Source organism: Janibacter sp. UYMM211 (genome assembly GCF_040547045.1).
Classification (GTDB): Bacteria; Actinomycetota; Actinomycetes; order Actinomycetales; family Dermatophilaceae; genus Marihabitans; species Marihabitans melonis.
On record NZ_JBEPOY010000002.1, the window covers coordinates 24,073 to 37,183 of the forward strand.

Below are 13,111 nucleotides of genomic sequence, written 5' to 3' on the forward strand. Positions count from 1 at the left end.
GACCCGCGCGCTCACCCGAGCGGGCCGACGACGACCTCGTCGCCGACCCGCAGCACCCCGCCGCGCTCGACGTCGAGGTAGACGGCTGCGCACGTCTCGCGCTCGGCGGCCAGGCGCTTGAGCCATCCGTCGCCGGGCGCGATCGCCCCGTCCTGGTCGATGTCGATCATGCGGCACCGGGGGATCCGCTCGGCCACGACGAGGGTGACCTCGCCGACGGCGACCGGGCGGCCGACCCAGTCGTCCTCGACGAAGGGCTCGTCCGTCTCGACGACGAGGTTGGCGCGGAGCCGACGCGGGTCGGCGGCCACCCCCCAGCGCTCCTCGCACCAGGCGAGGGTGGCGGTCCCGACGAGGGAGACGTGACCCGAGTCGAAGTGCGGGGTGCTCGTCTCGGGGAGCACCCGGACCATCGCCCCCATCGCCTCGCTGAGGTGAGCATCGAGGACCGGGTCTTCGGCCGACGCGGACCCACCACCCCACGACACCTCGACGGTGCCGTCGGACCGCGTGGTGGCCCGGTGCTCGAAGACCGCGTCGCGCCGGCGGAAGCGGCGGCTGCTCTTGCCCGACGCGAGCTTGCCGTCGTCGTCGACCACCGCGTACCAGCGATCCCCGACGAGGCCTCGTCGGTCGACGTCGACGTGCTCCAGGTCTTCGCCGCCCATTGACTTCACCGGGTAGCGACGGATGCTGCGCAGGGTCATGGGCACCCGACGACGCTATCGGGTGCCGGCCGGCCGGGTCGCAGACATGACGAAGGGGGACCCGCCGATCCGCGAGTCCCCCTTCGTCATCGGGTGGTCACTCCCAGGAGGGCTTCGCGTTCTGCTGGCGCAGGTCGTCGAGATCGGTGTCCTCGGACGTGGCCGTGGCGGACGGCTCAGCGGGCGAAGGGGTGTCCGCCGCGGGCTCGGTCGGGGTGACCTCGTCCTGGGTGGGCTCCTCGGAGCCGGTGACGGTCTCCTGACCGCCGACCTCGGGCTCCGTGGCCTCGCCCGCGGCCGGGGACTCCGGCTCGGGCTCGGGCTGGGCGGCCGGGGCGGGGGAGGAGGTCTCCCAGGACGGGGCGGCGTTCTGCGCCGCGAGGTCGCCGTCCGACGCCGTGTCACCGGCCGGGGTCGGCGCATCTGACGCCGGCTCGGTCGGGGTGACCTCGCCCTGGGTGGGCTCCTCGGAGCCGGTGACGGTCTCCTGACCGCTGACCTCGGGCTCCGTGGCCTCGCCCGCGGCCGGGGACTCCGGCTCGGGCTCGGGCTGGGCGGCCGGGGCGGGGGAGGAGGTCTCCCAGGACGGCGCGGCGTTCGCCGAGGCGACCTCGGTCTCCCATGAGGGGGCGGCGTTGGCCGCGGCCTGGTCACTCGCAGGGGAGGGCTGGTCCGCCGCGGGCTCGGCCGGGGTGACCTCGCCCTGGGTGGGCTCCTCGGAGCCGGTGACGGTCTCCTGACCGCCGACCTCGGGCTCCTTGGCCTCACCTGCGGCCGGGGACTCCGGCTCGCCCCCGCCGGTGGGGGCGGGCGAGCTGGTCTCCCACGACGGTGCGGCGTTCGCTGCCGCAGCGTCGGACGGTGCCGTGGCCGGCTCGTCCTTCGCCTCGGTCGGGGCGGCCTGCGGGGTCTCGGTCTCCCACGACGGTGCGGTGTTCGCTGCCGCAGCGTCGGACTGCGCCGTGGCCGGCTCGTCCTTCGCCTCGGTCGGGGCGGCCTGCGGGGTCTCGGACTCCCAGGACGGAGCGGCGTTGGCCGACGCGGCGCCCTCGGACTCCCACGACGGTGCGGCGTTGGCCGATGCGGCGCCCTCGGACTCCCACGACGGTGCGGCGTTGGCGGCCGCAGCGTCGGAGGGAGCCGTGGCCGGCTCCTCCTTCGTCTCGGCCGGGGCGGCCTGCGGGGTCTCGCTCTCCCAGGACGGAGCGGCATTGGCCGACGCGGCACCCTCGGACTCCCACGACGGGGCGGAGTTCTGGTCGGCGACGGTCTCGCGACCCTCGACCGCCTCCGGGTCCTCGCCGGCCTCCTCGACGGCCGCAGCCGTGGCGGCGGTCTCGGCCGCGCTCGGGGGCTCGGGGGTCGCCCCCTTCGCGTCCTGGCCGTCCTGCGGGGCGGGCACGGCCGTCTTGGGCTCGGCCTGCGCCTGCTCCTGCGACTCGGTCGTCCCCGTCGTCTCCGGGGCCTCACGGACCGAGGCGAGGAGCATCTGGGCGATGTCGACGACCTCGATGTCCTCGCTCGCGCCCTCGGACTGCTTGGCCGTCAGGCCGTCGCTGAGCATGACGCGGCAGAAGGGGCAGCCGACGGCGATGCGCTCGGCGCCGGTCGCGATGGCCTCCTCCGTGCGGTTGAGGTTGATCCGCGAGCCGAGCTGCTCCTCCATCCACATGCGCGCGCCACCGGCGCCGCAGCAGAAGGACTTCTCCTTGGTGCGCTCCATCTCGCGCAGCTCGACACCGGGCAGGGCCCCGATGAGCTCCCGCGGCGGGGCGTACACCTGGTTGTGCCGACCGAGGTAGCACGGGTCGTGGTAGGTCACGGTCGTGCCCGTGGAGGCGACGTTCTTCAGGCTCGACTTCTCCGGGGCGCTCGGGCGGCGCACCGGGGCGAGCTTCTTCTCCCGGACGAGACGGTTGAGCAGCTGGGTGTGGTGGAGCACCTCGTAGGTGCCGCCGAGCTGGGGGTACTCGTTCTTGATGGTGTTGAAGCAGTGGGCGCAGGTGACGACGATCTTCGTCGCGCCGACCTCGTCGAGCGTCGCGACGTTCTGCTCGGCGAGCATCTGGAAGAGGACCTCGTTGCCCGCGCGGCGGGCGGAGTCACCGGTGCACGTCTCGCCGTTGCCGAGGACGGCGAAGTCCACCCCGGCGATGTCGAAGAGCTCGGCCACGGCGCGCGTCGTCTTCTTCGCGCGGTCCTCGTAGGCGCCGGCGCAGCCGACCCAGAAGAGGTAGTCGACCTCGTCGGCGGACTCGACGTCCTCGCCGAGCACCTTGACCGTGAAGGGCAAGTCCTTGGCCCAGTCCATGCGCGCCTTCGCGCCCATGCCCCACGGGTTGCCCTTGCTCTCGAGCTTCTTGAAGAGGCCGCCGAGCTCGCTCGGGAAGGCCGACTCGATGAGGTTCTGGTAGCGGCGCATGTCGACGATGTGGTCGACGTGCTCGATGTCGACGGGGCACTGCTCGACGCAGGCGCCGCACGTCGTGCACGACCACAGGACGTCCTCGTCGATGACGGCGTCGGGCCCGTGCGGGTTGTAGGCCGACAGCGGGTTGTCGACGTCGTAGCCGGTCTGGCCGACGAGCGACATCGCGTCCCAGTCGATCGCGGTCGCCGTGGCTACCGATCCACCGTCGGTGGCCGTCTCGTCCGGCCCGGTGGCGAAGGCCGAGGCGGGGATCGCCCCCTTCGCGGTCTGCGGGCTGGCCGAGCCGCTCGAGATGATCCCGGAGACGTCGCGGGCGGCGGCGACGAAGGGGGCCTTGGCGTGCGCGTGATCACGCAGCGTCATCATGAGCATCTTCGGCGAGAGCGGCTTGTCGGTGTTCCACGCGGGGCACTGGCTCTGGCAGCGACCGCACTCCGTGCACGTGGAGAAGTCGAGCAGGCCCTTCCACGTGAAGTCCTCGACCTTGCCGACGCCGAGGCTGATCTCGTCCTCGGTCTCCTCCATCTCCTCCATGACCTCCATGGAGAAGGGCTTGCCGCCCACCGTCATCGGCTGGAGCGCCCCGAGCGAGGTCGCGCCGTCCGCGTGCCGCTTGAAGTAGATGTTGAAGAACGCGAGGAAGCGGTGCCAGGCGACGCCCATCGTCGGGTTGAGCGAGACGGTGATCATCCACGCGTAGGAGATGAGCAGCTTGACGAGCGCGACGACGACGATCGCCGCCTCGAGCGCCCCGACGGACAGACCGCCGAAGATCGCGCCGAACCATGCGGTGAGCGGGAAGTGCAGCAGCGTGGCCTGCTCGGCCTCGCCCGTGCTGCGCAGGAGCGCGTACTCGAGACCGCGCAGCAGGGTGATGCACAGCGCGACGCCGAGGATCGTCGCCTCGACGTAGTACGCCTGCCAGAAGGTCGAGCCGTAGAAGCGCGAGCGGCGGCCGTCCTCGCCCGCCGCCGAGCGCGGGTGGTTCTTCTGGCGGATCGCGATGAGCGCGACGATGCCGACGAGACCGCCGACGGCGAAGAGCTCGGTGACCCACTCGTAGGGCCAGAAGTGCCCGATGAGCGGGAGCACGAAGTGGGGGTCGGCCAGCTGGAAGGTGGCCTGGACGAGGGTGAGGAAGAGGATCCCGAAGGAGAGCATCGTCACCCAGTGGGCGATCGCCACGACCGGCAGACGGGCCATGCGGGTGTGCCCGAGGAACTCCCGGAAGAGCGTCGTCGTGCGGACCGCGGGGCGGTCCGTGCGGCTCGAGTCGGGCTGGCCGAGCTTGAAGGTGCTGACGAAGTGCCGCACGGCGCGGGCCAGCATGGCCCACCCGACGACGGTCACGGTCAGCCCGATGACGAGGGCGACGATCTCCAGAGCGGACATGTCGCGAATCCTACGGGCGGGTAACGGGCTCGTCGCCCCGGCTGTGACCTTGCTCGCCGCCCCCGGCGTGGCCGGCGTCGGCCGGCTCGGGGCTCGACGCCGACGGCCTGCCGTGCCGCAGTCTTGGGGGCCGGACCAGGTTGTCGCGATCAATAACAGGGTGTTGGAATAGCCATAACGCGATGTTCGTTATGGCGACGAGCATCACCGACCCCTCCCGGAAGGACCGCCGTGCCCATCTACGACGACGTCACCAAGCTCATCGGCCGCACCCCGCTGGTGAAGATCAACCGGATCATCAGCAGCGACGCGACCGTCGCGGCGAAGCTGGAGTTCTACAACCCCGCGAGCTCGGTCAAGGACCGCATCGGCGTCGCGATCGTCGACGCCGCGGAGGCGTCCGGTCAGCTCAAGCCCGGCGGCACCATCGTCGAGGCCACCTCCGGCAACACCGGTATCGCGCTGGCGATGGTCGGCGCCGCCCGTGGCTACGACGTCGTGCTGACGATGCCCGAGACGATGAGCAAGGAGCGTCGCGCGCTCCTGCGCGCGTACGGCGCCGAGCTCATCCTCACCGAGGGCCCGAAGGGCATGAAGGGCGCGGTGGAGAAGGCCAACGAGGTCGCCGCGGAGCGCGAGGGCGCCGTCCTCGCCCGCCAGTTCGCCAACGAGGCCAACCCCGAGATCCACCGCCGCACGACGGCCGAGGAGATCTGGGCCGACACCGACGGTCAGGTCGACATCGTCGTCGCGGGCATCGGCACCGGAGGCACCATCACCGGTGTCGGTCAGGTCCTCAAGGAGCGCAAGCCCGGCGTGCAGATCGTCGCGGTCGAGCCCGAGGAGTCCGCCATCCTCAACGGCGGCCAGCCCGGCCCGCACAAGATCCAGGGCATCGGCGCGAACTTCGTCCCCGAGATCCTCGACACCGAGGTCTACGACGAGGTCATCGACATCAACGCCGAGACCTCCGTCGAGTGGGCCCGCAAGGCCGCCACCGACGAGGGCCTGCTCGTCGGCATCTCCTCCGGTGCCGCCCTCGCCGCGGCCGACCAGCTCGCGAAGCGCCCGGAGAACGCCGGCAAGACCATCGTCGTCATCATCCCCAGCTTCGGCGAGCGATACCTGTCGACGATCCTCTTCTCGGATCTGCTCGACTGACCCCATGGACCTGCTCGCTCCCCCTTCGCCGATGCCGGATCACCCGACCCCGTGGATGACCGTCCGTGAGGACGTCGACGCGGCGATGCGGCGTGACCCCGCGGCGACGTCGCGGCTGGTCGTCCTGCTCACCTCGGCCGGGCTGCACGCGATCTGGCTGCACCGGATCGCCCACCGCTGGTGGCAGCGGCCCGCGACGAGGTGGCCGGCGCGGCTGCTCGCGTACGTCTCGCGGGCGGTGACGGGGGTCGAGATCCACCCGGGGGCGCACATCGGGCGTCGCTTCTTCATCGACCACGGGATGGGAGTCGTCATCGGCGAGACCGCCCAGATCGGTGACGACGTCATGCTCTACCACGGCGTGACGCTCGGCGGGACGTCGCACGCACGGGTCAAGCGGCACCCGACGCTCGGCGACTCCGTGCTCGTCGGCGCCGGGGCGAAGATCCTCGGCCCGGTCCACGTCGGCAGCAACGTCAAGGTCGGCGCGAACTCGGTCGTCGTCAAGGACGTGCCGACCGGCGCGGTCGCGACGGGCGTGCCCGCGGTCTACCGCTTCCCGCAGGTGGAGGAGCGGCGCGCCGTCACCGAGCGTGACGTCGACCCGCTCGACCTGCCCTTCCTCGACCCGGCGATCTTCATCTGAGGACCGTCACGAGGCATGGCGAAGGGGGTGCGACCAGGTGGTCGCACCCCCTTCGTCGTGCGTGGGGCGGGTCTGCGTCCGGGCTAGCGCTCGACGCTCGAGCGCACGTCGCGCTCGGAGTCGGCGCTGATCCGGCCGGCGCCCTCGCGCAGGCGGTCCCCGGCGGCGGTGGCCGCGGTGCTCACGGCGTCGAGCGCCGCGGGGGCGACCCGGGTCTTCGCGACGTGGCGTGCGGAGGCGACCTGGCGCTGTACCGGCTGTGAGCGCCACAGCTGGCCGGAGCCGGCCTTGATCTGGGCGTAGCGCTCTCGTCCGGCGCGGGTGCCGAGGACGTACCCGGCCGCGGCACCGGCGATGAAGGTCAGCTTGGCCATGCAGGTCCTCTCGTCGCTCCCGGGCGGGCGGGGCCCGCTCGGATGTGCTGCGACACTACCCGCCGCCTCGGGTTACGGTGAGCCCCGGCGGCCCCCTCGTGGGGCCTCTGGCGGGTTCGCATAGTGGCCGAGTGCAGTCGCCTTGAAAGCGACCAGGGGGAGACCCCTCGTGGGTTCAAATCCCACACCCGCCGCCCTGGACGGGCCGGCTCGGCGCCAGGTCCTACGGCGCGCTCCACCGGGTCGGCTCGCGCGTCATCTCGACGAGCCGGCTCTGCAGCCGGCGCAGACGGGCCGCGTCGACCTCGCCGCCCCACAGCAGGGCCGCGCTCGCCCCGTCGGCTGCGGCGAGCACGAGCTCGACGACGTCCTGCGGGAGGCCGTCGGCAGCGAGGTCCCGCTCCCAGCGCAGCTGGTCGGCGTGCGCGAGCTCGCGCACCGCGGGGATCGTCATGAGCTGGGCGGTGAGCAGGATGTCGTCGCGCAGCCCGTGCGGGTCGAGCGGCTCGTCGAGGCACGTGCGGACGTAGGCGCGGGTGAGCCGGCCCGGGGCCCCGTCGTCGGGGTCGTCCGCGGCCTCGACCGCCGCCCGGAAGCGCTCGGTCTGGTCCTCGGCGAGCGCGAGCAGGAGGGTTTCCTTGCTCGCGAAGTGGTAGACGAGCCCGCCCTTGGACAGGCCCGCCTCGGCCGCCACCGCGTCGAGCGTGGCGCCGGGGCCGGTGCGACGGACGACGGCGGCGGCTGCGTCCAGCACGAGACGTCGGGTCTGCTCAGGGCTGCGGCCGGCGGTGCGGGGCATCAGGCTCGGGTCTCCAGGGGCTCGGGGACGGGTGCGGCCTCGGGGGCCGTCTCGGACGGGATGGTGCGCCAGGCGACGAGCGCCGCCACGGCCATGATGGCTGCTGCGGACAGCGAGGCCACCTGCATGGCCCCGACGAAGGCCTCGCGCGCGGCCTCGCCCGCGGGCGAGCCGGCCTCGAGCACGCCGGTGGCCCCGGCGAAGGAGTCCTGCGCCGTGGCTCGGGCCGACGGGGTGATCTCGCCGGGCAGGTGCAGGCCGGAGCGGTAGGCGAGGGTGACGACGGACCCGAGCACCGCGATGCCCAGGGCGACCCCGAGCTCGTAGGCCGTCTCGGACACCGACGCGGCGGCGCCGGCCCGGGCGCGTGGCACCGCCGAGACGACGGCATCGGTCGCGAGCGTCATCGCCAGCCCGACGCCGAGCCCGATCGGCACGAGGGCCAGGCCGAGCCAGAGGTACCCGGGGGCGGCCTCGGCGACCGCGACCGCGACGAGGCCGACGGACGCGACGGCCAGGCCTGCGGCGATGGCGCGGCCCATGCCGAGGCGGCGTCGGGCCGCGCCGACGAGCACGACGACGGCGATGGACGCGAGGGTCGCCGGCATCTCGGCCAGCCCGGCGACGAGCGGGCGCATCCCGCGGGCCAGCTGCAGGTACTGCGAGAAGAAGAAGAGCAGCCCGGTGAGGGCGAAGATCGAGATGAGGGTCGCGAGCACCGCGCCGGTGAAGGCTGGGTTGCGGAAGAGGCTGACGTCGATCGTCGGGTCGGGGCTGCGGCGCTGCCGGCTGACGAAGGCGAGACCGGCGAGGACGCCGAGCGCGACGAGCCCGACCGTGGTGAGGTCGAGCCCGTGCGTCGTGGCGTGCTTGACCGCGTAGACGACCGGCACCACGGTCACGGCCGACAGCGCGGCGCTCACGAGGTCGAAGCGACCCGGTGCGGGGTTGCGCGACTCGGGCAGCAGGAGCAGGCCGCCGACGACGATGGCGAGGACGACCGGCACGTTGATGAGGAAGACCGAGCCCCACCAGAAGCGCTCGAGCAGCACGCCGCCGACGAGGGGGCCGAGGGCGAGCCCGCCGCCCGAGGCCGCTGCCCAGACGGCGATGGCGCGGCTGCGCTCGACCGGGTCGACGAAGAGGTCTCGGATGATCGACAACGTGCTCGGCATGATCGTCGCGCCGGCGACGCCGAGGAGCAGGCGGGCGGCGATGAGGGCACCTGCGGTGGGGGCGAACGCTGCTGCCGCCGAGGCCGCCCCGAACGCAGTTGCACCCACGAGCAGGGTGCGGCGCCGCCCGAAGCGGTCGGCGACCGTGCCCATCGTCACGAGCAGCCCGGCGAGGGCGAGCGAGTAGATGTCGCCGATCCACAGGACCTGGGTCCCGCTGGGCGCGAGGTCGCGCGTCAGGCTCGGCACCGCCAGGTAGAGGACGGTGCTGTCGATCGCGAGGAGCAGCACGGCCCCGACGAGGACGGACAGGGCCGCCCAGCGGCGTCGGGGGGAGAGGGGTGCGGCGGTGCTCACCCAATTACTATACCGACTGGTCGGTGCAGTAATCCACTCGTCCCTGTTGTGGGTGTCGGTGCACGGGAGTTACATGGGTCCATGAGCCACTGCGCGATCGTCCCGCCGCACCTCCTCGACGCCCTCGCCGCCTCCGGCGACCCCGAGCTGGCCGCCCGTGCGAGGCACGTGCGGGCGGTCGACGCCGAGCTGCGCCGGGCCCGGCGCACGCGCGGCGCGCTCCCGGACGAGGGGGCGACCCCGGACGCACCTGCCGTGGGCGGCGCCCGCAGCGTCCACGACGCGAAGGGGGAGCAGCAGCTGCCCGGTGACCTCGTGCGCGGCGAGGGCGACCCCGCGACGGGTGACGCGGCCGTCGACGAGGCGTACGACGGGCTCGGCGCGACCCGCGACTTCTGGCGGACGGTGTACGGCCGTGACTCCCTCGACGGGCGCGGCATGGGCCTCGTCGGCACCGTCCACTACGGGCAGCAGTACGACAACGCCTTCTGGGATGGCTCGCAGATGGTCTTCGGCGACGGCGACGGCGTGATCTTCACCCGCTTCACCGCGAGCCTCGACGTCATCGGCCACGAGCTCGCCCACGGGGTCACCGAGCTCACCTCCGGCCTCGTCTACCAGGGCCAGTCGGGTGCGCTCAACGAGCACGTCTCCGACGTCTTCGGGGTGCTCGTCAAGCAGCACCACCTCGACCAGGACGCCGACGCGGCCGACTGGCTCGTCGGTGCCGAGCTGCTCGCCCCGGGGGTGCAGGGTCGGGCGCTGCGCTCGATGTCGGAGCCGGGCACGGCCTACGACGACCCCCGCATGGGCAAGGACCCGCAGCCGGGTCACATGGACGACTTCGTCGTGACGAGCGCCGACAACGGCGGCGTCCACATCAACTCGGGCATCCCGAACCGCGCCTTCTACCTGCTCGCCACGGCGCTGGGCGGGCCCGCGTGGGAGCGCGCCGGCCAGATCTGGGTCGACACGATCCTCGGCGACATCCGGGCCGACTGCGACTTCGCCCGCTTCGCCGCGCTCACCGTGGTCGCCGCCCGGGCCCGCTACGACGACGAGGTCGCTGCTCAGGTGCTCGCCGCCTGGCAGGGTGTCGGTGTCGTCCCGGCCGAGGGCGAGGGCACCCAGGGGCCTGCGGACGAGCCGGCGGGCGGGCAGCAGCCCGCGCCGACCCACACGACGGAGCTCACGCTCACCCGGTCCGGGGGTGTCGCCGGCCTCGTGCGTCGGCGCACGGTCACCCTCGGCGAGCTGCCCGACGACGACCGCACCGCGCTGGCGTCGCTGCTCGCCGACCCCGAGCTCGCCGTTTACGCAGCCGCCGAGCCGAGCCGACCGGACTCCTTCTGCTACGGGCTCTCCTGCGACCAGCCTCCGCTCGACGTGCAGGTCCCCGAGCCGGTGCTGCCGCCCTCGACCCGAGCGCTCCTCGACCGCACCATCGCCGCGGGCGGTCCGCAGAGCGAGCCGCCGGGCGAGCCCGCCGTCGGGCAGTCGTAGGGTGCCCGGGTGAGCGAGCAGGGGCAGACGCAGACGGGCAGGCGCGCCGTCGTCGTCCTCAACGGGCCGAACCTCAACCTCCTCGGCGAGCGCGAGCCCCACATCTACGGGCACGAGACGCTGGCCGACGTCGAGGCGATGTGCGCCGCGCGGGCCGACGAGCTCGGGTGGGCGCTCGACTTCCGCCAGACCAACCACGAGGGCGTCCTCATCGACGCCGTCCACGAGGTCCGTCACGACGCCGTCGGCGTCGTCATCAACGCCGGCGGGTGGACCCACACCTCGGTGGCCATCCGCGACGCGCTCACCAGCGTCAGCGGCCCGGTCGTCGAGGTCCACATCAGCGACATCCATGCCCGCGAGGCCTTCCGGCGCCACTCCTACATCTCCGACATCGCCGACGACGTGATCGTCGGTCGTGGCACCGCCGGGTACCTCGAGGCGCTCGACGCCATCCGCGCCCGGGTGGCCCCGTCCAGGCCCCCGGCCTGAGGCGGTCTCGTCTCACTGCTCCGCTCAGGGCGAGCACGTCAGCGGCATTGCTGATAGCGTCGTCGCTGAGTTGCAGTACGACTTCGCACGTTGTCGCGGGTCCGGCCCACCAGTCGGTCTGTTGTCGCGGGTAGGGGATCTTTGCAGCTAGCACAAGGAGCTACCTGCTCCACAGATCACACGAAAGAGATTCACCCCATGGCACAGGGCACCGTTAAGTGGTTCAACGCTGAAAAGGGCTTCGGCTTCATCGCCCAGGACGGCGGTGGCCCGGACGTGTTCGTTCACTACTCCGCCATCGACACCACCGGCTACCGCAGCCTCGAAGAGGCGCAGCGCGTCGAGTTCGAGGTCACCGAGGGTCCCAAGGGCCCCCAGGCCGACCGCGTCCGTCCCGTCTGAGGATCTGACGTACGGCGCGCGCAGCGCGCCACCAGCACCACACCGAGGCCCCCGGCACTGCCGGGGGCCTCGGTCTGCGTCCCGCAGCATTCGGGCTGGATGGTCACGGGTTGGTATCGTCGCCGGGCGATGACGGATGACAGCGAGTGGACGCAGCCCGAGGGCGAGCACGAGGGCCACGGCTCCGAGTCCGAGGGGTCCGCTGCCGCGACCCGGTCGCGGCGCCTCGAGGAGCGGCTCCAGCGGCGCCGCCGGCGGCGGCGTCGTCTGCGTGTCGCGGGCATCGCCGTCGCGTGCGTGATCGGGCTCGTCGGCGCCGGCGTGGCTGTCGCGGGCTACCGCCTCAACGGCAACATCACCCGGGTCGACATCGGCACCGGCTCGACCGCCCGCCCCGAGAACAGCGGCGGACCCGCGGGCCCGCTCAACATCCTCGTCGTCGGCTCCGACACCCGCCAGGGGCTGGGGACGACTGAGTACGGCACCGACACCGTCGAGGGCGGGGCGCACTCCGACACCAACCTCGTCGTGCACATCTCCGCCGACCGCAGGTCCGCCTTCGTCGTCTCCATCCCGCGCGACTCGATGACGATGGCGCCCACGGACTGCGAGGACCCCGCCTCGACCGTGGAGAACGGCGAGATGCGGCAGTGGAACTACAACTTCAACAAGGGCGGCCCGGCCTGCACGGTCAAGACCCTCGAGGGTCTGACCGGGGTGTACGTCGACCATGTCGTCGTCGTCGACTTCTCCGGCTTCCAGAAGATGGTCGACGCGCTCGGCGGCGTCGAGGTGTGCCTGCCCCAGCCGCTCGAGGACTCCGACGCGCACATCACGCTGCCTGCCGGGCGGCAGAAGGTCGACGGCAAGGAGGCGCTCGGCTACGTCCGCGCCCGGAAGTCGCTCGGCGACGGCTCGGACCTCGGGCGCATCGAGCGCCAGCAGGCCTTCATGTCCTCGATGGCCCAGGAGGCGACGAAGAGCTCGCTGCTCCTGCGCCCCGACCGCCTCTACTCCTTCCTCGACGCCGCGACGGAGTCGATGACCGCTGACGAGGACCTCTCCCTCGGCGTCCTGCGGGACATCGCGAGCAGCCTGCGCGGCTTCGGCATCGACAACCTCTCCTTCGTCACGGTGCCGACCGAGCCCTACCCGGCCGACTCCAACCGCGTGCAGTGGCAGGAGAAGCCGGCGGCCGAGCTGTGGGACGCCGTGCGCGACGACACCGAGCTGCCCGGCGCGAAGAAGAAGACCACGCCCGCCACGCCGCTCACCGTCACCCCCGACAAGATCTCGGTCTCTGTCGTCAACGACACGAGCGCCGAGGGCCTGGCGACCCAGGAGTCCACGGCGCTCGGCGTCCAGGGCTTCGGGGCCACCGTCGCCGGGACCGGGCCCACCGGGCGGGTCACCGGTGTCCAGGTGCGGTACGCCCCGGGCGAGAAGGAGGCGGCCCGGACCGTCGCCGCCGCCTACCCGGGGGCCAAGCTCGTCGAGGACGACAGCGCCACCGGCGCGGTGGTCCTCGTGCTCGGCATGGGCGCGCCGACGGCCCGCGAGGTCGAGGGACGCACGGGCACGAAGGACATCCCGGCGCCGACGGTCTCCGCGCCCCCGGCGCCCGGCAAGATCACCCCGCGCACGGCCACCGAGGACATCTGCGGCTGATCGC

The 13,111-nt window shown here is 72.7% G+C and carries 11 protein-coding genes and 1 tRNA gene; 7 read left to right on the forward strand and 5 right to left on the reverse strand.

Annotated elements, in window-relative coordinates:
* Positions 1-11: 11 nt before the first annotated feature.
* Together ABIB53_RS05165 and ABIB53_RS05170 are read right to left on the reverse strand one after the other, a co-directional pair.
* Positions 12-707 (reverse strand): MOSC domain-containing protein, encoded by a 696-nt coding sequence (locus ABIB53_RS05165; protein WP_354587931.1) that lies wholly within the window; start codon positions 705-707, stop codon positions 12-14.
* 97 nt (positions 708-804) lie between these two features.
* Positions 805-4,530, reverse strand: coding sequence for a (Fe-S)-binding protein (locus ABIB53_RS05170; protein WP_354587389.1), 3,726 nt, complete (start codon positions 4,528-4,530; stop codon positions 805-807).
* 231 nt (positions 4,531-4,761) lie between these two features.
* Here ABIB53_RS05170 and cysK point away from each other — a divergent pair, with 231 nt between their 5' ends.
* Both cysK and cysE read left to right on the forward strand, forming a co-directional pair.
* Positions 4,762-5,691: a cysteine synthase A gene (gene cysK, locus ABIB53_RS05175; RefSeq protein ID WP_229300404.1), complete on the forward strand. Its 930-nt coding sequence runs from the start codon at positions 4,762-4,764 to the stop codon at positions 5,689-5,691.
* Positions 5,692-5,695: 4 nt separating this feature from the next.
* Positions 5,696-6,337 carry a serine O-acetyltransferase gene (gene cysE, locus ABIB53_RS05180; protein ID WP_354587390.1) on the forward strand — a complete coding sequence of 214 codons (642 nt, stop codon included), beginning with the start codon at positions 5,696-5,698 and terminating at the stop codon, positions 6,335-6,337.
* A gap of 83 nt (positions 6,338-6,420) precedes the next feature.
* On the opposite strand, the gene ABIB53_RS05185 is transcribed toward cysE, so the two are convergent.
* Positions 6,421-6,711 carry a hypothetical protein gene (locus ABIB53_RS05185; RefSeq protein WP_068272581.1) on the reverse strand — a complete coding sequence of 97 codons (291 nt, stop codon included), beginning with the start codon at positions 6,709-6,711 and terminating at the stop codon, positions 6,421-6,423.
* Between the two features lie 109 nt (positions 6,712-6,820).
* Here ABIB53_RS05185 and ABIB53_RS05190 point away from each other — a divergent pair.
* Positions 6,821-6,905 (forward strand) — tRNA-Ser (locus tag ABIB53_RS05190).
* 29 nt (positions 6,906-6,934) lie between these two features.
* Here the strand turns inward: ABIB53_RS05190 and ABIB53_RS05195 are convergent.
* Positions 6,935-7,510 carry a TetR/AcrR family transcriptional regulator gene (locus ABIB53_RS05195; protein ID WP_191681640.1) on the reverse strand — a complete coding sequence of 192 codons (576 nt, stop codon included), beginning with the start codon at positions 7,508-7,510 and terminating at the stop codon, positions 6,935-6,937.
* Positions 7,510-9,042, reverse strand: a complete 1,533-nt coding sequence (locus ABIB53_RS05200; RefSeq protein WP_354587391.1) for an MFS transporter — start codon at positions 9,040-9,042, stop codon at positions 7,510-7,512. The genes ABIB53_RS05195 and ABIB53_RS05200 overlap by 1 nt, the downstream gene beginning before the upstream one ends.
* An 81-nt stretch (positions 9,043-9,123) precedes the next feature.
* On the opposite strand from ABIB53_RS05200, the gene ABIB53_RS05205 reads away from it, so the two are divergent.
* From ABIB53_RS05205 to ABIB53_RS05220, 4 genes are all read left to right on the forward strand, one after another.
* A complete protein-coding gene (locus ABIB53_RS05205) occupies positions 9,124-10,545 on the forward strand; it encodes a protealysin inhibitor emfourin (protein ID WP_354587392.1) in 1,422 nt (473 codons plus the stop codon).
* A 9-nt stretch (positions 10,546-10,554) separates the two neighbouring features.
* The gene (aroQ, locus tag ABIB53_RS05210) at positions 10,555-11,037 is read left to right on the forward strand and encodes a type II 3-dehydroquinate dehydratase (RefSeq protein WP_191564821.1); all 483 of its coding nucleotides are present in this window, start codon (positions 10,555-10,557) and stop codon (positions 11,035-11,037) included.
* A 198-nt stretch (positions 11,038-11,235) separates the two neighbouring features.
* A complete protein-coding gene (locus ABIB53_RS05215) occupies positions 11,236-11,439 on the forward strand; it encodes a cold-shock protein (protein WP_068272603.1) in 204 nt (67 codons plus the stop codon).
* A 129-nt stretch (positions 11,440-11,568) separates the two neighbouring features.
* Positions 11,569-13,107, forward strand: coding sequence for an LCP family protein (locus ABIB53_RS05220; protein WP_354587393.1), 1,539 nt, complete (start codon positions 11,569-11,571; stop codon positions 13,105-13,107).
* The last annotated feature ends 4 nt before the right edge of the window (positions 13,108-13,111 follow it).

Coding starts and splice junctions, on each gene's coding strand:
- ABIB53_RS05220 (WP_354587393.1), top strand. CDS start 11,569: ATGACGGATGACAGCGAGTGGACGCAGCCCGAGGGCGAGCACGAGGGC.
- ABIB53_RS05205 (WP_354587392.1), top strand. CDS start 9,124: ATGAGCCACTGCGCGATCGTCCCGCCGCACCTCCTCGACGCCCTCGCC.
- ABIB53_RS05195 (WP_191681640.1), bottom strand. CDS start 7,510: ATGCCCCGCACCGCCGGCCGCAGCCCTGAGCAGACCCGACGTCTCGTG.
- ABIB53_RS05165 (WP_354587931.1), bottom strand. CDS start 707: ATGACCCTGCGCAGCATCCGTCGCTACCCGGTGAAGTCAATGGGCGGC.
- ABIB53_RS05185 (WP_068272581.1), bottom strand. CDS start 6,711: ATGGCCAAGCTGACCTTCATCGCCGGTGCCGCGGCCGGGTACGTCCTC.
- cysE (WP_354587390.1), top strand. CDS start 5,696: ATGGACCTGCTCGCTCCCCCTTCGCCGATGCCGGATCACCCGACCCCG.
- ABIB53_RS05215 (WP_068272603.1), top strand. CDS start 11,236: ATGGCACAGGGCACCGTTAAGTGGTTCAACGCTGAAAAGGGCTTCGGC.
- ABIB53_RS05170 (WP_354587389.1), bottom strand. CDS start 4,530: ATGTCCGCTCTGGAGATCGTCGCCCTCGTCATCGGGCTGACCGTGACC.